This window comes from Paenibacillus solani, from assembly GCF_001277345.1.
GTDB classification, from domain to species: domain Bacteria; phylum Bacillota; class Bacilli; order Paenibacillales; family Paenibacillaceae; genus Paenibacillus_AQ; species Paenibacillus_AQ solani.
The window spans coordinates 2,113,346-2,133,124 of sequence record NZ_LIUT01000001.1 but is presented as its reverse complement, the minus strand read 5'-3'; the positions used below and the strand labels follow the sequence as shown (position 1 = coordinate 2,133,124).

Below are 19,779 nucleotides of genomic sequence, written 5' to 3'. Positions count from 1 at the left end.
AATTCTGTAGGAGCATTCTGAAGCAGTAATCTCGATAAGAGCTTGAATGCTCAACAGAGAGACACTCCGCCATTACTTTAAAAACCTCTGATTTATTTTTCCGGTTCTTATGTATTAAATGATCAACGTTATTGATGAGCTGTAATACATCCCGTTCCAATGTCGGTACAAGCCATGGATATGTTCGAGCGTCTGAGACCTGCTAACGGGAAACGATAGTTGAATAAATAGAGAAGGCAGCTGGTCAGAGCGATCAGTTGCCTTTTTAAACTAACGGGCAGACTAGTTACATAGACGGCAGAATTTTGCATAGGAGTGTTATTCCACCATCAAATACTAATCGTATGGAAAAGAATCTAGATTAACAATATACTAGCTATAACAGTTTATTGTTGAGGTGAATATCAAATGGATGATGTCAATGAATCAAAACAAATTGTATTACAAATCGGCGGTGCCTTGAAAAAGTACAGAAAAGAAAAAAACATGAGCTTAGACGACTTAGCGGAATTAACGGGCGTAAGCAAACTTACTCTGGGGAATATCGAACGTGGCGAAACAAATCCAACTTTGGCAATTATATGGAAAATTTCAAAAGGCATATCTTTACCGCTATTAGCTTTGTTCAAATCAGAAGACCCTGTTAGTTTGTATCGAGCAGGCGAAGGATTGCGGTTTTCAAATGATCAAAAAAATTGGATCATTGAACCAGTCTTTAAAAGCAACGATACTGAAATGTGTCGGGCATACTTACAGCCAAATAGCTCGTATTCCCCTGAAGGTCATCATGTGAATACAACTGAAATTGCGACAGTAATGACGGGTTCCATTGAAATACAAGTCAATGGAGAGATTTACACATTGAATCAATATGATACGATTAGTTTTCGTGCAGATTCTCCTCACGCTTATACCAATCATACGAATAGTGAGACAGTGCTCCATTTATCCTTAAAGTATGGTTTCTAAAAGTCGAAAATCCCACTTATTAAATACAACTCCGAATTCCAAGACGGGAATTCAGAGTTGTAATTTTTTTGTTCAGACGAGTTATGGTATACCATAAAATATTTCTTGTTATATTTGATATATTATAATATACTTTTATTGTTCGCGCGAATGTTATAGCATAGTTTTTTCTATGGAAGCAAATAATACGTATGAATTCACGAAGGAGAATTGAAGAATGCCGAATAAACAAAATAAAAAAGCCGTACCATCCTCTATAGGGCTGATCATTCTCGGCATTATTGTTATTGCAGCTAATTTACGTACTCCCTTAACCTCAGTCGGTCCTTTAGTGAGTCTCATAAGGGATGACGTTCATATTTCAAATACATTAGCAGGCCTGATAACAACGGTACCCTTGCTTGCCTTTGCTTTATTATCCCCTCTAGTACCAAAATTAGGACGAAGGTATGGGGTTGAACGTATCATTTTGATTGCCCTAATCTTTCTGACTGTTGGTATTGTATTACGTTCTCTATCGGGCGCAGCTAATCTGTTTATTGGGACAGCAATTCTTGGATTCGCAATTGCCGTATGTAATGTATTATTGCCAAGTATAATCAAAAGGGATTTCCCAAATAACATTGGCTCCATGACAGGTGTTTACTCCATTTCAATGAATTTATGTGGAGCAATCGCATCGGGAATCAGCGTACCGCTAGCCGTGAACGCAGGTCTAAAATGGCAGGGAGCATTGGGAATATGGGGGATTCTAAGCTTTGTATCGATCCTCTGTTGGTTACCCCAATTAAGAAATCAGACGAAGCAAACAGCTACGACGAGTCAACAGATGGCCAGCAACGATGTGAATGTTTGGCGATCCCCGCTTGCCTGGCAAGTAACCTTGTTTATGGGTATACAGTCCATGGTTTTCTATGTGTTGGTCGCATGGTTACCTGAAATTTTAAAGCAGCAAGGAATTGACTCCAGCCAGTCAGGATGGTACCTCTCGTTCATGCAGTTAGCTATGCTTCCATTTACCTTTATTGTCCCCGTTATTGCTGGGCGCATGTCTAGCCAACGTTTGTTAGTGGTCATCACAACCATTTTGCTTTTGACGGGAACGCTCGGACTTCTTTACGGAAGCTCCAATATCATTCTGTTGTGGATCATCATACTCGGAATTGGTGGAGGCTTCGCCTTTAGTTTGTCCATGATGTTTTTCGGGTTACGTACTGAAAATGCGCATCAAGCAGCGGAACTGTCTGGCATGGCGCAATCGATCGGATATCTTCTTGCCGCAATCGGTCCTGCCCTTATAGGATATCTGCATGATGCGACAAATAGTTGGAACCTGCCACTCTTCATTCTGCTTGGCGCTTCGGTCTTACTCTTTTTAGTCGGTATAGGAGCAGCAAGAAACCGTTTTGTAGGTAGCCGAAATAGTTACGAGCTGCCACGGAAAGGACGATAAATATGTTTGATAAAATTATTGTGGCCATTGATAAAGCTGAAATAACGAACAAACTTCTCGATGCAACCATTGAAATAGCCCGAAACAAACAAACTCAAGTTACCTTGGTTAATGTCAGCCAGGATTATGTGTCGAATGGCATGACATATGTACCAGAGAATTTCTTGGAAGAAATATTGAACGAAATGGAGAAAGCGAGTTTGGAACAGTTGCAACAAGCCAAATTCAAATTAGAAAAATCTGCGGGGATTAACCCAGAAACAGTTCATCTTAAGGGAGATCCTGCACATGAAATTTTAAAATATGCAAGGGATACCGAGCAGCAACTCATTATTATTGGAAGCCGTGGGCTAAGTGGCATAAAAGAAATGATGCTTGGAAGTGTCAGCCACAAGGTTTCACAGCTATCAAATTGCCCAGTCCTCATTGTACATTAACGGCTTCGGTAACTGTAAAGATGGTGCACTGTTATACTTATACTAATGGGAAAGGTCTCAGCACAATAAAGACAAGCAGGCAGCCGATACATAATGATCGGCTGCTTTTCGTTTGTGTTATTAATGAAATCCCATGAGGTGTCTGTGTTTGAAAATATGGGTTATGGAAATGCAACATAACTACATCTTTTACGTATATTCAATCAGATTCATACTTTAACAGAGAAAACGATAGAGAAATCTATAGACTATCGTAGAGGTCATGTGTATGTCGGTTTTGAAAAAACGAAAGTGGATTTCTTGGTTGTCAGCTTTAGTCCTTATCGTTGCAGTTCTAATAACCATTTTCATACAAATAATCATTCATTCTAATGTACCAGAACTTGCAGAAGGAAGCATTGAGCAGCGATATGCACAGAAAGGAAGCTATCATGTAAAGGTAGAAGAAGTTAAGAGAATGAGCGGGGAGGGTTTATTTAGAATATACTACCCAACATTTCAAGAAGACGAATCCTATCCTATTATTTCATGGGGGAATGGAACAGATGCCACGCCAGATCGTTATGATGAGCTCTTAACTCATCTAGCTAGCTGGGGATTCATTGTAATAGATTCCTATAGCAAGACAACAGGAACAGGCAAAGAAATTATGGAGGCTATTGATTATTTAAAAAATGAAAACGAACAAGCAAACAGCTTGTTTTATCAAAAAATACAAATGGAACATATTGGAGTAGCTGGACATTCTCAAGGGTCTACAGGGGCCATTAATGCTCATACCAACTATAAAAGTGGATCGTTGATTAAGACGATTGTATCCATCGCTCTCCCGGATTTGAAGTATTGTGATCCAGAAGATGTGTACGATACAGCACGTATTACCGTTCCTTTTCTTATTATGGGCGGTACACGAGATTTTCTAATCTCACCGCTATCAACGAATCAATTTGCAATGCAAAGTACTAGCCCAAGCACGCCAGTTATGATGGGGATGGCAAAAGGTGCAGCTCATACAGCGATCGAAGGTAATGGTGGCAATCATAGGGGGTACTTGACAGCTTGGATGAGATATCGGCTGCTAGATGATCAGGAAGCCATGAAGGCATTTCATGGGGATTCTTCCGAGATGATGCATAACACCAATTGGGTGGATGTTATACAAGCAAATATGGATGATAATAAATTCGTGCATCCATAACAGTAACACTGAAATTATGATTCTAACTAATATGTTTATGGAGTAAGCACCCTAATGGGTGCTCAGGCTGTCGAGAAAGTCTCGGCAGCTATTTTTTATGCATTTAATTCAACACGACACCGCGTTATGTTGTATAATATAAGTAAATAAACCGTTCGGAAGGGTGTTAACTATGCTGCGTTCTAACCGGGAAAAACAGCAGGCTTATGAGTTTGTTTCGATTGAAGAATTGGTTCCTCAAGATCATCTTCTCCGTAAAGTGGACAAGTATATCGATTTCTCTTTCATCGACGAAAAGGTTCGTCCACTTTACTGTGCTGATAATGGGCGGCCTGCGATTGACCCTGTCGTGTTATTTAAGATGATATTCCTCGGTTATTTTTACGGCATCCGTTCCGAACGTCAACTCGAACGTGAAATTCAGACCAATCTTGCCTACCGCTGGTTTTTGGGGTTAGGGCTAACCGACAAAGTGCCTGACCATTCAACGATTCGTTGGAATCGTCGGACTCGCTTTAAAGACACAGAGATTTTCCAGGAGATTTTCGATGAGATTGTGCTTCAAGCTATTCAGCATCGTATGGTAGGCGGACGTGTTTTAGTTACCGATTCCACCCACGTCAAAGCGAATGCGAATAAGCATAAGTACACCAAGGAACAGGTTTTACAAAACACCCGTGATTATGTGAGTGAACTTAATACCGCCGTCGAGGCCGACCGGAATGCACANCATTTTTGCTGTTATTGCTCACCGAAGATTCCATCCGACCCAAGGTTTATTCCCAAAATGGAAGTTCACGTATGATGTAGAGCGCAATCTTTATGTCTGTCCGGCAAAGCACGAATTACCGTACAAGACGACCAACCGAGAGGGATACCGGCAGTATGCTTCGGATCCGCAGCACTGCAAGAACTGCGCGTTATTAAACGAATGTACGCGGTCTCGCAACCACCGAAAGGTGGTAACCCGTCACGTCTGGGAGGACAGCAAAGAATGGGTGCGAGGCAACCGGTTGAGTCGATCCGGGAAATATCTCTACCGAAAACGAAAAGAAACGATTGAGCGAAGCTTCGCGGATGCCAAAGAGCTCCATGGGTTTCGCTNACGCGGTCTGCAGAACGTCAGGGAGCAAGCTTTGATGACAGCAGCCGTGCAGAACATGAAGAAGATAGCGATCCACCTGGATCGCCTAGAAAAACGGGGGTAGCCCCCCATTTTTCATACCTAGCCACTTTAGAAAAGTCGAGAAACCCTGTACCTTTGAAAAAAGTACAGGGTTTCTCGACAATCTGAGCACCCTAATGGGTGCTTTTTCTGTGCCTTCATAAGATATATTACCGCATTGAAACTGGATGTGTACTCAGAGGATATGTATATCAAAGTCCAAAATCGTCATAATAAGGAAAACATGCGGGGATGAAGGGAGCAAATGGATAGTGAAGGAGCGATCAGCCAATTTCGGGCAAGGGGAACACATTACCACACACATAAAAGAATCTATAGACAGAATTGAAGAAGTCTTCACTGACACACCCGACTTGATCATACGTAAGCTGCATATTAAACAAACTGGGGAAGAAGCGGCTCTCGTATACATGGACGAATTAACCGACAAGACTTGTCTCAATCATGACGTTCTCGCACCGCTTCAGCTTGAATCGGGGAACCCTTCCGGAGACTTCGTCACAAATGTAGGTTATGTAATACCGGAGTCCAAGTGGGATGTGCTCAAGCTGAACATAATGCTCGGTAACAGCTTGCTGTTCATCGAAGGCCGATCCACTGCTTATATATTGGATACGAAGGGACTGCCAAAGCGCGCGATTGAAGATCCGCAGCAGGAGCCCTCACTGAAAGGTGCACATCAAGGATTCATTGAAATCGGCTCTCAGAATATTGCCATGATCCGTCGTTACATCCCGGATAAAGAGCTGAAGCTGCGGCGTTATATCGTTGGGAAAAGGGGGCAAACGGCGGTTTCTTTGGTTTATTTGGAAGATGTTGTAGAGCCAGAGATTATTCAAGTATTCGAGAAACGAATACAAGCCATTGATGTAGATGCCATTATCAATACAGGCGAGCTGGCAGAATTCATTGAAGACCATCCCCTTGCACTGCTTCCGCAGATCTTGACGACCGAAAGGCCGGATACGGCCGCTTCGCATATATTACAAGGCCGCTGCGTCGTTGTCGTTGACGGTTCGCCCAGTGTTTTGGTAGCGCCTGTAACTTTCATGTCTTTTTTTCAAACTGTGGATGATTACAGCTCTCGCTGGTCGATATCGTCTTTCCTTCGCATTCTGCGAATATTTGCGTTTTTTATCGCTATCTTTTTGCCCGGATTTTATATATCGGTCATCTCCTATCATTTTGAAATCATACCTATGAAACTGCTGCTGACACTTGGCGAATCACGGGGACAAGTTCCGTTCCCGCCATTCGTGGAAGCGATTATTATGGAAATTACGCTTGAGATGTTACGGGAAGCGGGGGTTCGGCTTCCTGCGCCGATCGGACAGACTGTAGGGATCGTCGGCGGTATTGTGATCGGACAGGCTGTGGTGCAAGCAGGGCTGATCAGCAATGTCATGGTGATCGTAGTTGCTTTTACGGCCATCTCCTCTTTCATTATCCCGAATCAGGACATGATGGCTGCGGTCCGTATCATGCGGTTCATGATCATGGTTCTTGCGACTTGGTTCGGTTTCATTGGCCTCGTCGTTGGAATGATGACCATCATGGCGAGACTCATTACGCTGAATTCGCTGGATACCTCCTACAGTACACCGCTTGCACCATTTAAAGCTCCAGACTGGAAGGATACCTTTCTGCGTTTGCCGCTTTGGATGATGACCAACCGTCCCTTAAGTACAAGAACAATCCAAGAAAGACGACAAGGAAGGAATCGAGGCTGGAAGGAGAAAAATAATAGATGAAGACGACTCGTCCGGTATCCACGCTACAATTCACCCTAATGGTTTCGGCTTTTCAAATCAGCGTGGCGTTTTTATCCCTTCCAAGAGAACTGGCCAGGCAAGCGGGAACGGATGGTTGGATCGCGATTTTTTTTGGCTGGGGAATGGCCACATTGGCATCTGTCGTGCTCGTTAAGGTGATGAAAAATAGTCCAAATGGTTCGATCCTTGAGTTGATCCAACGATTTATGGGCGTCTGGGCATCAAAAATAGCAGCTGTAATTTTTATAGCCTATTATTTACCATTGGCCTATGACGGCTTTATGATCGCTTCGCTTGTTATGAAACTTTGGTTATTGCCCAGCACGTATATCTATGTTCTAGTACTGCTCCTGCTCATACCTACTTATCAAATTGCCCAGCATGGGTTTCAGGCAATCGGACGGTATTGCGAAATTGTAACGCTTATCTCCATATGGATTCCGTTCGTTTATTTATCTACGCTTCGCCATGCCCACTGGCTCTATTTACTGCCTGTCTTAAAAGAGGGCTGGCTTCCGGTGCTTTCAACCGTAAAAATCATGTTCTTTCCGATGGTGGGCATCGGTCTCGTGTTCTTTATTTACCCCCATCTCGTTAATAAAGAAAAAGCTTTGAAAGCTATGGTGATATCGAATACGCTCACTTGCCTTGTATATTTGGGTATTACTCTCGTGTGTTTTGTGTATTTCAGTCCTGATGAAATCGGCGAATTCAATGATCCTGTTATCAGCATCATGAAGTCGATCGAACTTCAGTTTATCGAACGGGTGGAAGTTCCATTCATTGCATTTTATCTGTTCGTGTTCTCTTGCGTATGGATCCCTTCCATGCATCTTGTATCCATGAATTCGGCATGGCTATTAGGAAGGGGTGGAGAAAGAGGGAGTCTTGTTGTGTGGTGTTTCGCAATTGCGGTTAGTTTTTTCATCTATAAGCCCAGCTTTATCGATGCTGCTCGAGTTAATAACTTCCTAAACCTCACTGGTTTTGTGATGGAATTTGCTTTGCCTTTATGCCTTCTTCTGTATGTGGCCATCGCCAAAAAGGTAAGAGGGGGGAGGCGATCATGAGATGGTTCAAAAAATTCTCTGCTGTCGCAATGAGCTGCACGCTGCTGCTTGCACTGATAAGCTGTAGCAGTGACAAAAACAATCTTGAAGATGCAACTGTACCTTTATCCCTCGGTCTGGACGTCATAGATGGAAAGCTTCATTATTATTTGTCAGCACCGGTATTCAGCAAAGACATTGAGAAGAAAAGCCGAGAAGGGGAAGGAATAGCAGAAGGTTTAAGACAGGCAAGAAATCAGGAGGACGCCCAGTTTCCGGGGACGGTTGCCTTTCGCAATTACCAGGTGATCATTGTGGGGAAGAAGCTGCTTCAATATAAGGATTGGTTTAAAGTGCTGGATGTTACGTTCCGCGACCCTCGCAATACGACCGCCGACCGCATCATTGCTTATGATGGTCCCGTTACCGATGTCATTCATTTTCAAGCAAAGGATCAGCCAACGACTTCCGTGTTTTTAAGAGGGCTGATCGATTCGGGAAGCAGACGGTCAACAACGGTAAAAACGACGGAGCAAGAGCTTCATAGACAATTGCATGACCGTGCAATAACCCCTGCCATCTCGGAGATCATGATTGAGAATAATAAGATATTGCTCAAGGGAACGACACTGCTGTCCAAACAAGGTCAGTACCGGGATTCGCTAAGTTATCAGGAAACCTCGCTTCTGCAAATTTTAAAAAAAGAATCTAAACCCGGAGTCAGCCTCACTTTTCCTGTTGAGGGGATGCGGAAACAGTTGCCTTTCAACACCGATTTGGTGAGTTTTAGCATAGGGAACATTTCTGTGAAGATTAAAACTTCATATGAAGATGGCAGGTTCCACTACAACATTAAGATTAACTCGTTTATCAGCATTACAGAAAAGTTTCTTGAATATGAACTTCAGGAGAATTCCGAGGAAATGGCGAATGATTTAAGCGACGAAATGAAGAAAAGCATTGAGAAACTCATCGGTAAATTTCAGCAGCACAAAATTGACCCGGTAGGTTTCGGCCTTTATGCAAGAGCCTATCATTATCCTTTATACAAGGCCGCCCAGGATAGCTGGGGCGAAGAGCTCGCCCGTGCTAAATTTCAAGTAGAGGTTAACCTTCGGATCGGCGCAACAGGGGCAGTAGAATAATATGGACAAGTTTATGACATAGTCAGGGGAACAGACAATATGGAGGACAGACTCAAATGAATGGTACAATCAAAGCTCGAGTAGAAATTAATTTATGAAGAAAGCAAATTCTAAAATCATGATATTGGTTGTCGTTTGCTTGATTATTGCTTCAATTGGTACATTGATTAACAACCTAAGCATTAAGAAAGAAGATGAGGTTAAATCCCGTTATTATACGGGTTTCATTTCGAGAGTGCAGAGATTAGAGGAGACACTTGCTCAAACAAATGATACAAGGTCTATTGGGGATCCTGTGCAAATGCTTGATGTGTATACATCGATTATTTTAGTGAATGACCGATTAAATCTACTAAAAAACAACACTAAAAGTTTTACTGATATGGATGTTCTAATAAATGATTTTTTGATATTCAGGGATGAGTATGGTTATCTCCTAAGAAATCAATTAGAAGGTAATGGTGTGGATTCTGAAGTACAGTTAAAAGTAGACAATCAGATCAAGTTGTTTCTAAGTGATCTACCAAAAGAATACGAGAATTCTAAGGAATTTTCTAATCAGTTTCGTGCAGCAGAGGAGCATATTAAACCATTACTACACCTTAACTACTAAATATAGTCAGCTATCATGATGTAGTTTTCAATTCTTTTTGAGTCGCGATTGCGGCTCTTTTTTCAATATTAACTGGAAACCATTTTTTTCATTGTGTGTTAATCTGTCTAATAGAGAACCCCATGTAGAGAGAGGGATGTTACTTGAAAAGAAGCGTGTTATATATTGAAGATAATGAGAAGATAGGTAGTTTGGTAAAAGAAGAATTGGAAAAGCGAGAGTTTTCAGTTCAGTGGCTCCTTTCTGGTGAAGGTGCCGACAAAGAAGTAAATCAGCATGATGTCGTTATTTTGGATATCATGTTACCCGGGTTAGACGGATTTACGGTGGGAAAACGATTAAAAAAGGCAGCTCCTGCTGTTCCTATTTTGCTGTTATCTGCTCGTACATCGATAGATGACAAGGTAGATGGTTTACAATTTGCTGATGACTATGTAACGAAACCATTCCATACGGATGAATTAATTGCAAGATTAGAAGTATTAATCCGTCGAAGGGGTGGAACACATTCCGAACGTATTTCATTAGGAAATCAGATTGAAGTAGATCCAGAAGGCCAACTGGTATATGACAAACGCACAGGAGAAGAAATTATATTGACAGGGAAACAACATCAAATCTTAATGTACTTCTTACGGCACCCTAATCAAGTTCTGCCAAAAGAACAAATCTATGAAGCGGTTTGGAATGAAACATACATAACGGGTGATAAAACCATAATGGTGCATATTCATCGATTGCGTCAAAAGTTAGAGCGTCATCCAGATTCCCCGGAGATTATTGAAACGTTGAAGGGAATAGGTTATCGGGTGAAACTATGAAACAGAATAGATCCATATTTCGTCGGTTTCTAAAAGTACATTTTCTATTTATCTTTTTTCCTCCGATTATGCTTATTTTCTTCAGTGCGTTTGTTGGGTTTTCCAACGCCCATGAGAAAGATCTAAATTCGCTAAATCTGTTTTACCTTACCGTGCTATTGTTTGGTTTTATAATTGTCGCATTTGTTATATTATCTTGGCTGTTCTTCTTAAAACTCCAAAAACGTCTCGCCCGCTTACAGGAAGTCATGTCATGTTCAGCTCAAAACAACTCATTTCCTAAACCCATATCTGTTCAAGCGGATCGTATGGATGAGATAGACCAGTTAGGAAGTTCTTTTAATTGGATGATTCAGCAGCTTGAAGGCAGCCGCAAGCGAGCATATGAAGAGGAATTACTAAGACATCGTCTCATTGCGAATTTATCTCACGACTTACGAACGCCACTTACCATTTTGAGAGGACATGTTACCAGATTAAATCACGAATCCTTGAGTCTAGAAGGACAAAACTCGTTAACTGAGATCAACCATACGATTACACGAGTCGGAGATCTAATGGATGATTTACTTACCTATACATTACTTACATCAGGGAAACTTCCTTTTGTACCCGTTACAACAGATATTGGACGTTTAGTAAGAGCATCAGTTGCTGCGTGGTATCCTGTATTTGAAGAAAGAGAAATTCAACTCGATGTTGATTTACCGGGAGACGAAACTTTTTATTGGGAAGCGGATCCACAATGGATGACTCGGGTTCTGGATAATTTATTTCAGAATATTCTGCGTCATGCCGCAGAGGGGAAATACGCAAACATTATGGTCGATGTAGAAAAAGAACAGATCATTGTTGCAGACAGAGGTCCAGGTATGGGTAACTCTTCTCATGAGCGTGGGGCAGGGATTGGTTTATCGACTTGTCATTATATGTTGAAAAAAATGAGACTGAAAGCAGATTTTACATCAAATGAAAATGGCACAAGAGTAACTATCAAACATACCGAGAGGACTTCCACTTCTGCAAGTGGTGAGGTGAATCGGTGGTCGCTTGAATAGCCCACGAAACCCTCCAATTAGTAGAGCGTAACCTAAAGTTAAACCAGACGTAAACAGCATGATAACCGAGATGTAACTTTGCCTCTTTATAATGAGAACCATAACAGAAAGGGAGTGTTATGGTTGCTTACAATCAATAACTTAGTCAAACATCGCGGTAATCAAGAAATCTTATCAGGTATCAGTTTTAAAGCCAGACCAGGTAGAGTAACTGGTTTTTTAGGTCCGAACGGGGCAGGCAAAAGTTCTACACTTCGCATCCTGCTTGGATTAGATCGTGCCACCTCAGGAAGTGCACTCATTAATGGCAAGCCATTCACAGAATTACATAATCCTCTAACAACAGTAGGTGCCGCACTTGATGGATTTGGAGCTCATCGAATGCGAACAGGACGAGCACATTTGCGCTGGATTGCTCGGGCCGCAGGATTGCCTCAATCACGTGTCGAGGAAGTTCTAGAAATAGTAGGTCTTACAAATGCAGCTGGCAAAAGGGTCGGGAGTTATTCCCTTGGTATGGGGAAAAGACTTGGAATGGCAGCTGCACTTCTTGGTGATCCCGAAATATTAGTCTTAGATGAACCCGTAAACGGGCTCGACCCACAAGGAATTCGCTGGATTCGGACATTTTTACGTGAACGTGCTGCCTCTGGTAACACGGTGTTGCTATCCAGTCATCTCATGGGAGAGCTTGCAGAGACGGTTGATGATGTGGTGATTATTAATCATGGAAAAATCGTTGCAGATGGAACATTGGAAGAAATCATAGGTAACCATTCTACACTGGAGGAAGCCTTTTTTGACCTGACATCTGAACATGCAGGTGATGTTGTATGAGAGCATTCAACGCAGAATTATCTAAATTGTTCTCCCTGCCGGGCATTTGGCTTGCCTTTCTAATTGGAGTATTTGCCCCAGCTGTCGTTGCGGCCTTGGACAGTTTAGCACAAAAAGAGGAGATCATAGCTGGAGTTAGCACACGGCTATCAGAAGTTGGCTATATTGGACTAGGTTTTGGCGTGCAAGGTGTCATTATTCTCGGCGTGCTTGCTGTTAGCAGTGAGTATTTGACAGAGAGCAGTGAATCTGGTGGAGGACAACAAATTACAACAAGTTTAACTGTTGTGAAGTCCCGGTTTCATTTTTTGCTGGCAAAAGCTGGCGCTGTGACGGTAATCAGCATACTGCTTTGTATAGTTGCTATGATGACAATTGTCCCAACAACACATCTTATACTTGGTGAATATGCCCCTGCATTTGAATGGACTAGACTGATTGGTGCAGTTTGTTACTGGACATTCACTGCTCTTTTAGCACTTGGGATGACTTTGCTAACTAAGAATGGCATCATCCCGCTTGCTGTGCTCATGATAAATTCATCCGTTGTATCATTCAGTGTCCTGCTTTCTAAGATTACAAAGTTGGCGTTCTACTTACCAGATCGGGCTGGCCTTGAAATGTTTATGTTTACGAGCGACAAATTTCACACTCCATCCACAGGCAGTTTCTTCGATAGATTTCACACCCCGTTCACAGGCGGTTTAGTCATGTTTGCCTGGGTAGTCGTTATTTTCATTGTTGCAGCTATCGTATTCCATAGAAGGGACGCTGCATCATGAGAGTCTCATCTTGTAGAAAGATAACACAAATCCTTCGTGCTGAATTGGATAAATTAGTTACATTACCATGGATATGCCTCACTATTATGGGTACCTTCATTCTTAATTTATTTTTAGCCGCAACTTTTACTTCTGCTGGTCTACAAGCGGCAGCTGGAACGCAAAGTATGCTGAATATAGGACTTGCTTCTATGAGATATCTTCAAGCAGGATTCATTATTCTTGGTATCTTAGCTACTTGTTCCGAGTATACGGGTGGACAGATTCGAACGACTTTAACTACGATACCTTGGCGCGGGTTTCAATTATCCATGAAGTATTTGGCATTGGCAGTAATTACCCTTCCGGCGGCTTTTATTATTGCTGCATCAGGCATACTGTATACTTTTATTATGATGAGAGACACAGCAGTAGGGTTTGAAATAGACACAATAATAGAAGCATTGGTAGGGGCAACAGGCTATCTAACATTAACCACACTTCTCAGCGCAGCAATGGGAGCTTTATTTAGACGAACCACTCCTGCTCTAGTTGTCCTGCTTGGTTATTATTTCGTTGTCAGTCCATTGACTATAGATTTTCTGCCTAAGTTTAGAAGTTATTTTCCGGATACGGCAGGATCTTATATGTATATTCCACCTTCAGCTGATGAAATAAATGTCCTTACACCAATACAAGCGACAGGGGTTTTAATGTTATGGACACTGATCTTTATTACAGCAGCCATTGTATTTTACCGTAGGCGAGATGCCTAAGGTTGGGTTTCATCTTTGTATCAGAAAATAGGATACGGGAGAAATGAAACATTTGATAATTCTTCTGGATATAAATCGTTTATTGGATGGAATAGTCGCATATATGCGGCTATTTTTTGTTTATGCTAAAAAGTTATATTTATTGGCTGCCTGTTCAAATTAAGGATATGAAGTTGACACAATACAGAAAAGAAAATAAACTATTCAAGAAATCAATTGAATAGAATGAGTTGAGGTGTTGGAACGATGAATGAGAGAGATTTTAAGGATAATTTATATAAGGAATTTACACGAATCGGTAAATGTCTTTCCAGCCCCAAACGATTAGAAATCCTGGAAGTCTTAACACAAGGACCGAAATCTGTTGAAGCTATATCAAAAGTCACTTCCATGTCTATTGCCAATGTCTCACAGCATCTACAGACTCTCCATCATGCCAAATTAGTAGCTAATAAGAAACGAGGAAATTTCGTTATTTACGAACTTGCAGATCCTGCAGTTTTACACTTTTTAGATTCTTTATATAGGTTATCTGAGAAACAGCTCATTGAAGTACAGCACATCAAAAAACAATTTTTAGATCAGCTATCAGATATAGAAGAAGTATCTTTGGAAGAACTCTTGAGCCGGATGGAAGCAGGAGAAGTGACACTTATTGATGTCCGTCCAAAGGATGAATTTGAAGCTGCTCATATTCCTGGCGCTATTTCAATGCCTATTGAGGAGTTAGCTGAACAGTTAAATTCATTACCAGTAAAGTCTAAGATTGTAGCGTACTGCCGAGGCCCGTACTGTCTAATGTCTGTAAAGGCCATTGAGTTATTAAAGTCTAGAGGGTTGGATGCGGCTCGATTCAGCATGAGGGTTCAAGACTGGGATGCAATTACAACCATGCCAACTGGCGAAGAGGAGGTTATAGGGTAAAACAAACGCGGTCATAATTCATTTGAAATTAATACAGTTGGTTACTGTGGAAGGATGTCTAAACTAATGACTTTAAATAAGGATCTGAAGAAGCTACCAGCATCTATACAGGGTTATGTTGATTCACCAGAAAAACACCGTAAATTGTATCGGCGGACATTAACGATTGTTATCATATCTCAAATTTTTGGAGGTGCCGGTCTAGCGGCGGGAATTACCGTTGGAGCCCTTTTAGCTCAGGAAATGCTCGGAACCGACAATTTTACAGGTGTTCCAACAGCTCTGTTTACGTTAGGATCAGCTGCTGCGGCCTTCCTAGTTGGACGTCTATCCCAGCGATATGGACGGAATTTGGGATTGGGTCTGGGATTTCTGGCAGGAAGTATAGGAGCGATTGGAGTCGTGTTAGCTGCCATGACAAATAGCCTTATACTACTCTTAATATCTTTATTGGTTTATGGCGGAGGCACGGCAACAAATTTACAAGCACGTTATGCCGGGACTGACCTCGCAAACTCTAAGCAACGAGCAACTGCAGCCAGTACAGCCATGGTGTTTACTACGTTTGGTGCAGTGGCAGGTCCGAATTTAGTGAACGTCACAGGTGATTTCGCACTCTCATTGGGTATCCCTAGTTTAGCGGGTCCTTTTTTATTAGCAGCGGCGGCTTATGCTCTTGCGGGAATCGTTTTGCTTATCTTTCTGCGTCCCGATCCTTTGTTGGTAGCTAATGCTATTGCTCTTCAGAGAAAGGCCGATGATAACGCCTCTTCATCAAAGGAAATAGTTAATACAAGAGCAGAAAAGAGAGGAATTACTCTTGGCGCAATGGTTATGATTTCTACGCAAATTGTTATGGTAGCCATCATGACAATGACGCCCGTACATATGAGACACCATGGGCATGGACTTAGCGAAGTTGGCCTTGTTATTGGATTTCATGTCGGCTCGATGTATTTACCATCCCTTATTACTGGTATTCTCGTTGATAAAATCGGTCGTACAGCGATGGCAGTTGCTTCTGGGGTCACACTACTACTTGCAGGGATAGTCGCTGCAGTTGCCCCAACTGATTCCATGATAGTCTTGATCGTTGCCCTATCTCTTTTGGGATTAGGATGGAACTTTGGTTTGATAAGTGGAACAGCATTAATCGTGGATGCAACAACTCCAGCAAATCGCGCGAAAGTGCAAGGGTCTGTTGATGTATTAATTGCTCTTGCAGGAGCATCTGGTGGTGCCCTTTCTGGTATGGTGGTAGCTCAATCCAGTTATGCCACACTTTCAGTTTCTGGGAGCATTCTTTCATTAATACTTATCCCGGTTATATTGTGGCGCCGTCACGATAAAAGCGAAAACCAAGTCTCTTTATAGTGTGAAAATAAGGATTATCCGAACAAGAAAGCTTTCACATTCATATAAAATGGAAGAGACTGAGCAAGCATTCTCGTACCTGCAAGACGCAAGCGCCAAAGGAAAGGTGGTCATTAAAATAAAGTAACTCCTATACTTACTGGCTACGTAAGCGAACATTTAACCGTGTATGTTGGGTGATAAAAACTTTGTAACTTTAGAAGCCGCTGATTATGCGGCTTTTTATTCATGTTATCAAGTTGGTAAGAGTAATACCTGGCTACAGAATAAATACTCCTTGCATTCTCGTTGAAAGAGTCTGTTATATGTTTATACAAATTCAGTGAGATATCAACCGGCACGTGCATTTATAGTGAAGTCAAAGCCTTCTGTATTTTGGAATAAGCATATACGAATCATTATTAATACTGTTGCTGACCATCTAATTTTCAGACGCTAAACGCTCAACATTGGTTGATTATTAACCAAAAGTTCACTTTTTCTCTACAGGGATCCAAATTTCGCTTTTGTTCGTACCGCTATTCTTCTTATCTATAAATAAAATCTCGGGACCTTCTACAACTTGATAATTAGATGAAGGAAACCATTCAGCATAAATTTGTCCCCACACTTCCTGTATGTCGGAGAGATTACCATTTACAGCGAAAATAGCCCATAGGGAAGGTGGAACATTAAGAGAAGCTAGCCCCATTAGGTCTTTTTTAGTTGTTGCTACACCAATAAGATGATCAAGTTTAGCCTTTACCTCATTTTCTCTCTCCCTAATGTTGAATGAAACACTATATCCTCCTAAAGGCTCAGCATTTGCTAGAGATTTCAATTTAGAGAAAACGTCATCTGTTAATTTTGTTAGCATTTTGGTTATAGCAGGGTTTTCTCCTTTATAAACGAGTGGGATTCTTTCTTTAATACCCACAATAGTAAACGCATTTTTATTTTCAATACAATAAGATAGTTCGTTTCCTCCTGAAATGGATAATTGAAAGATCATTCGCGGAAAGGATTTCAAATATTTCCCGGGTTTGCTAGCCTCGGAGGGGTTAATTCCATGTAATTGATAAAAGGCTTTCGCGAACGAATCGGGTGAATGATAGCCATATTTGATGGCAACGTCGATAACTTTTATATTTTGATCCTTTAATTCAAAACCAGCCATGGTTAGCCGTCTTTTTCTAACATATTCAAGTAATGTAACGCCTGCTAAATACGAGAACATTTTTTTGAAATGAAATTCTGAACAGTGAGCTATTTTTGCTACTGTCGCCATATCGATATCATGATCTAGGTTATTCTCAATATAGGTTAAAGCATCATTCATGTGCTCTAGTAAGTTCATGTTTGTTTTACACATCCTTCTCTGATTATTATAGCTTCAATCAAAGAAATATTTCAGTCTTTCATTGCAGTTATTATAACTAAGTTTTATGAATTGATCCGACAAAAGCAATATCAGAATTGTCGGGATCGATGCAGTCTTCTTTGCTAATATTCTTCTTAAGAAGGGGCTTCTTAAATGGACTATTTTGGGCTATTTCTGAGTTAAGAATCGGTAATAAGGAAGGAAGGAATAGATGACTGCATACGAAAAACCAACATTGGAAACTTCGGAAGTAGAAGTTGTGCTGAGTAAACATTTTGATTCGATTGTGACAGGGGTAACGTCATTAAATGGGGGGAATTTAAGCGCGGTATTCTCTTTCTTGGTTTTTGATAAGGAATACGTTATTAAATTTAGTGACTTAGCAGGAAGCTTTGAAACTGAACGATTTATTTCAGACCTCTTAACATCACAGGGAATTCCATTTCCTTCTTGTCTCGGGTTAGGTGAATTTAAATCATTTAACTACCTAATTTCAGAAAAGATCAGCGGACTCAATCTGGCAAGCTGCTCTCCTGAGCAACAACGCCAATTGCTTCCGGAGGTTATACAACTTCTAACCCAGATGAACCACATTGAGTTAGGCCAAACACACGGTTATGGATTCATAAATACGAGCGGAAATGGAGCATATAGTTCATGGAGGGAACATATTATTGCTGTTAATGCAGAGGACCAGGCGGGCACCTTTTGGGATGGGTGGTACGACTTATTTAAAACTTCTTGCCTGGAGAAAGATGTGTTTGATGAATGTTATAACCGTTTATTAGCCTATTCCAGCTATAATGAACCATATCGGTGTTTTATTCACGGGGATTTTCATCAATTTAATATTATGTCTAATGGTCAACGTATAACTGGTATTATTGACACTAATGGTAAATATGGCGATTTTCTTGTTGATCTCGCAACGTTAGACTGGCATTTAAGAAATCTTGATGTGATTAGGGAGTACCAAAAGTATCTGCAACAGATGGGAATTTCCATTCCCAATTTTAAGGAAAGATTAATTGGTGCGAAATATTACAATGGACTGATCGGATTACGTTTTTATGCGAAGATGGGATGGAAAGATGCTTATTCTGGACTTCGCAATGAGCTTTTAAACTTGACCAAATAGGTATTTTAAACAGAATAAAAAAGTCGAGGGACAGGAACATAGATCCTTTAAAAGTCGCTATTTTAGCGGCTTTTTTATTTTAACTGTAGAACATCATTTTCGCATAGGCACGATGGATACAAATGTTCGAGAACATCTTTGAACTCCCTGCGGATTACGCTGTTGAAATTCACCGTGCGGCTCAGCTTACAGCATTTGCAAATGAAAAGTACATATGGGGGCAATATCAGATCTGATCTTTACTATTATCTGGGCCGATTGAAAATGTAGGTGTGAGCCCAGAAAAGTCACCAGCTAGGCTCGCTAAAGGCTTCCAATTGTTAATCTCTATTCTATAATCTCCTGCATATACCGCAGGATCCAACTGCACGTGTTCTACTGTTCCAAGAATCAGATGATCTTCGCCGACAGGAATAATTCGATCCAGCTTTAGCTCAAAAGCGATTGGTGCTTCGAGCACCGCGGGCACATCGACTGTTTTGCAGATTTTAGGCGTGACACCTGCAATCTCAAACTCATTCCTATGTGGTTCGAGATTGGCAGACGAACGCTGCATTGCTTCTCCTAAAGATTCAGATACCATATTAATGACAAACTCACCAACCTCCCGAATATTGGTAAGTGTATCCTTGATTGTGCCAGCCCTTTCTCCTACACCGGGTCCAATTGAAAGTAGCAATGTCGGTGGGTTGCGAGAGGCAATTGTAAAAAAACTAAAGGGAGCTAAATTAAGAAATCCTTCTTTACTTTTAGAGGAAACCCATGCGATTGGTCTAGGTACAACCGAACCAATCATTAACTTATACATTTCTTGCTCGTTTAAATCGGTTTTAGTAAAATGTAGTGAATCATATCCTGGCATAATTATTATCCTTTTCGTTAATTTATTTATGTACTCTGTTAAGTAT

General features: G+C 41.2%; 19 protein-coding genes and 2 pseudogenes. 19 read left to right on the top strand and 2 right to left on the bottom strand.

The features are described from left to right. Positions 1 to 408 precede the first annotated feature (408 nt). The 18 genes and pseudogenes from AM231_RS09565 to AM231_RS09490 all read left to right on the top strand — a co-directional run bounded on the left by AM231_RS09565 (position 409) and on the right by AM231_RS09490 (position 16,373). On the top strand, positions 409 to 969 hold the full coding sequence (locus AM231_RS09565; RefSeq protein ID WP_054402412.1) for a helix-turn-helix domain-containing protein: 561 nt from the start codon (positions 409 to 411) through the stop codon (positions 967 to 969). A 217-nt stretch (positions 970 to 1,186) separates the two neighbouring features. Further along, positions 1,187 to 2,422, top strand: coding sequence for a CynX/NimT family MFS transporter (locus AM231_RS09560; protein ID WP_054402411.1), 1,236 nt, complete (start codon positions 1,187 to 1,189; stop codon positions 2,420 to 2,422). A 2-nt stretch (positions 2,423 to 2,424) separates the two neighbouring features. After that, entirely contained in the window at positions 2,425 to 2,859 is a 435-nt protein-coding gene (locus tag AM231_RS09555; RefSeq protein ID WP_054402410.1) for a universal stress protein, read from the top strand. 268 nt (positions 2,860 to 3,127) lie between these two features. Then, positions 3,128 to 4,057, top strand: coding sequence for a poly(ethylene terephthalate) hydrolase family protein (locus tag AM231_RS09550; protein WP_054402409.1), 930 nt, complete (start codon positions 3,128 to 3,130; stop codon positions 4,055 to 4,057). Between the two features lie 172 nt (positions 4,058 to 4,229). Then, positions 4,230 to 4,786: pseudogene (locus AM231_RS29900) on the top strand (transposase); the annotation flags it as partial. A 1-nt stretch (position 4,787) separates the two neighbouring features. Next, positions 4,788 to 5,161: pseudogene (locus tag AM231_RS29895) on the top strand (transposase); the annotation flags it as partial. A 1-nt stretch (position 5,162) separates the two neighbouring features. Next, on the top strand, positions 5,163 to 5,265 hold a 103-nt coding region (locus tag AM231_RS30430), incomplete at its 5' end, for a hypothetical protein (RefSeq protein WP_423212921.1). Between the two features lie 226 nt (positions 5,266 to 5,491). Continuing rightward, positions 5,492 to 6,994: a spore germination protein gene (locus AM231_RS09540; protein ID WP_054403595.1), complete on the top strand. Its 1,503-nt coding sequence runs from the start codon at positions 5,492 to 5,494 to the stop codon at positions 6,992 to 6,994. Further along, on the top strand, positions 6,991 to 8,085 hold the full coding sequence (locus tag AM231_RS09535) for a GerAB/ArcD/ProY family transporter (protein ID WP_054402408.1): 1,095 nt from the start codon (positions 6,991 to 6,993) through the stop codon (positions 8,083 to 8,085). Before AM231_RS09540 ends, AM231_RS09535 begins: the two co-directional genes overlap by 4 nt. Beyond that, positions 8,082 to 9,209, top strand: coding sequence for a Ger(x)C family spore germination protein (locus tag AM231_RS09530; protein WP_053493333.1), 1,128 nt, complete (start codon positions 8,082 to 8,084; stop codon positions 9,207 to 9,209). Before AM231_RS09535 ends, AM231_RS09530 begins: the two co-directional genes overlap by 4 nt. Before the next feature lie 94 nt (positions 9,210 to 9,303). Then, positions 9,304 to 9,822: a hypothetical protein gene (locus AM231_RS09525; RefSeq protein ID WP_053493334.1), complete on the top strand. Its 519-nt coding sequence runs from the start codon at positions 9,304 to 9,306 to the stop codon at positions 9,820 to 9,822. A 143-nt stretch (positions 9,823 to 9,965) separates the two neighbouring features. After that, on the top strand, positions 9,966 to 10,643 hold the full coding sequence (locus tag AM231_RS09520; protein ID WP_053493335.1) for a response regulator transcription factor: 678 nt from the start codon (positions 9,966 to 9,968) through the stop codon (positions 10,641 to 10,643). Further along, a complete protein-coding gene (locus tag AM231_RS09515) occupies positions 10,640 to 11,701 on the top strand; it encodes a HAMP domain-containing sensor histidine kinase (RefSeq protein ID WP_082341583.1) in 1,062 nt (353 codons plus the stop codon). Before AM231_RS09520 ends, AM231_RS09515 begins: the two co-directional genes overlap by 4 nt. 123 nt (positions 11,702 to 11,824) lie before the next feature. After that, positions 11,825 to 12,538, top strand: coding sequence for an ABC transporter ATP-binding protein (locus tag AM231_RS09510; protein ID WP_053493336.1), 714 nt, complete (start codon positions 11,825 to 11,827; stop codon positions 12,536 to 12,538). Beyond that, positions 12,535 to 13,320, top strand: coding sequence for an ABC transporter permease (locus AM231_RS09505; RefSeq protein ID WP_054402407.1), 786 nt, complete (start codon positions 12,535 to 12,537; stop codon positions 13,318 to 13,320). The genes AM231_RS09510 and AM231_RS09505 overlap by 4 nt, the downstream gene beginning before the upstream one ends. A gap of 44 nt (positions 13,321 to 13,364) precedes the next feature. After that, positions 13,365 to 14,075 (top strand): ABC transporter permease, encoded by a 711-nt coding sequence (locus tag AM231_RS09500; protein ID WP_242615104.1) that lies wholly within the window; start codon positions 13,365 to 13,367, stop codon positions 14,073 to 14,075. A 246-nt stretch (positions 14,076 to 14,321) separates the two neighbouring features. Next, entirely contained in the window at positions 14,322 to 14,999 is a 678-nt protein-coding gene (locus AM231_RS09495) for an ArsR/SmtB family transcription factor (RefSeq protein WP_053493339.1), read from the top strand. A 66-nt stretch (positions 15,000 to 15,065) separates the two neighbouring features. Beyond that, positions 15,066 to 16,373 (top strand): MFS transporter, encoded by a 1,308-nt coding sequence (locus tag AM231_RS09490; RefSeq protein ID WP_054402405.1) that lies wholly within the window; start codon positions 15,066 to 15,068, stop codon positions 16,371 to 16,373. Positions 16,374 to 16,845: 472 nt separating this feature from the next. On the opposite strand, the gene AM231_RS09485 is transcribed toward AM231_RS09490, so the two are convergent. Then, complete coding sequence (locus AM231_RS09485) at positions 16,846 to 17,709, bottom strand: AraC family transcriptional regulator (RefSeq protein WP_054402404.1); 864 nt, start codon at positions 17,707 to 17,709, stop codon at positions 16,846 to 16,848. A 235-nt stretch (positions 17,710 to 17,944) separates the two neighbouring features. Here AM231_RS09485 and AM231_RS09480 point away from each other — a divergent pair, with 235 nt between their 5' ends. Further along, complete coding sequence (locus tag AM231_RS09480) at positions 17,945 to 18,871, top strand: phosphotransferase family protein (protein WP_054402403.1); 927 nt, start codon at positions 17,945 to 17,947, stop codon at positions 18,869 to 18,871. Between the two features lie 226 nt (positions 18,872 to 19,097). Here AM231_RS09480 and AM231_RS09475 read toward each other — a convergent pair whose 3' ends face one another. Then, positions 19,098 to 19,733, bottom strand: a complete 636-nt coding sequence (locus tag AM231_RS09475; RefSeq protein WP_054402402.1) for a flavin reductase family protein — start codon at positions 19,731 to 19,733, stop codon at positions 19,098 to 19,100. Positions 19,734 to 19,779 lie beyond the last annotated feature (46 nt).

What these genes read in the sequence shown, in the direction of transcription:
- AM231_RS09530 (WP_053493333.1), top strand. Translation starts at nt 8,082, where the DNA reads ATGAGATGGTTCAAAAAATTCTCTGCTGTCGCAATGAGCTGCACGCTG.
- AM231_RS09555 (WP_054402410.1), top strand. Translation starts at nt 2,425, where the DNA reads ATGTTTGATAAAATTATTGTGGCCATTGATAAAGCTGAAATAACGAAC.
- AM231_RS09505 (WP_054402407.1), top strand. Translation starts at nt 12,535, where the DNA reads ATGAGAGCATTCAACGCAGAATTATCTAAATTGTTCTCCCTGCCGGGC.
- AM231_RS09560 (WP_054402411.1), top strand. Translation starts at nt 1,187, where the DNA reads ATGCCGAATAAACAAAATAAAAAAGCCGTACCATCCTCTATAGGGCTG.
- AM231_RS09495 (WP_053493339.1), top strand. Translation starts at nt 14,322, where the DNA reads ATGAATGAGAGAGATTTTAAGGATAATTTATATAAGGAATTTACACGA.
- AM231_RS09515 (WP_082341583.1), top strand. Translation starts at nt 10,640, where the DNA reads ATGAAACAGAATAGATCCATATTTCGTCGGTTTCTAAAAGTACATTTT.
- AM231_RS09485 (WP_054402404.1), bottom strand. Translation starts at nt 17,709, where the DNA reads ATGAACTTACTAGAGCACATGAATGATGCTTTAACCTATATTGAGAAT.
- AM231_RS09525 (WP_053493334.1), top strand. Translation starts at nt 9,304, where the DNA reads ATGAAGAAAGCAAATTCTAAAATCATGATATTGGTTGTCGTTTGCTTG.
- AM231_RS09550 (WP_054402409.1), top strand. Translation starts at nt 3,128, where the DNA reads ATGTCGGTTTTGAAAAAACGAAAGTGGATTTCTTGGTTGTCAGCTTTA.
- AM231_RS09490 (WP_054402405.1), top strand. Translation starts at nt 15,066, where the DNA reads ATGACTTTAAATAAGGATCTGAAGAAGCTACCAGCATCTATACAGGGT.
- AM231_RS09475 (WP_054402402.1), bottom strand. Translation starts at nt 19,733, where the DNA reads ATGCCAGGATATGATTCACTACATTTTACTAAAACCGATTTAAACGAG.
- AM231_RS09565 (WP_054402412.1), top strand. Translation starts at nt 409, where the DNA reads ATGGATGATGTCAATGAATCAAAACAAATTGTATTACAAATCGGCGGT.
- AM231_RS09535 (WP_054402408.1), top strand. Translation starts at nt 6,991, where the DNA reads ATGAAGACGACTCGTCCGGTATCCACGCTACAATTCACCCTAATGGTT.
- AM231_RS09480 (WP_054402403.1), top strand. Translation starts at nt 17,945, where the DNA reads ATGACTGCATACGAAAAACCAACATTGGAAACTTCGGAAGTAGAAGTT.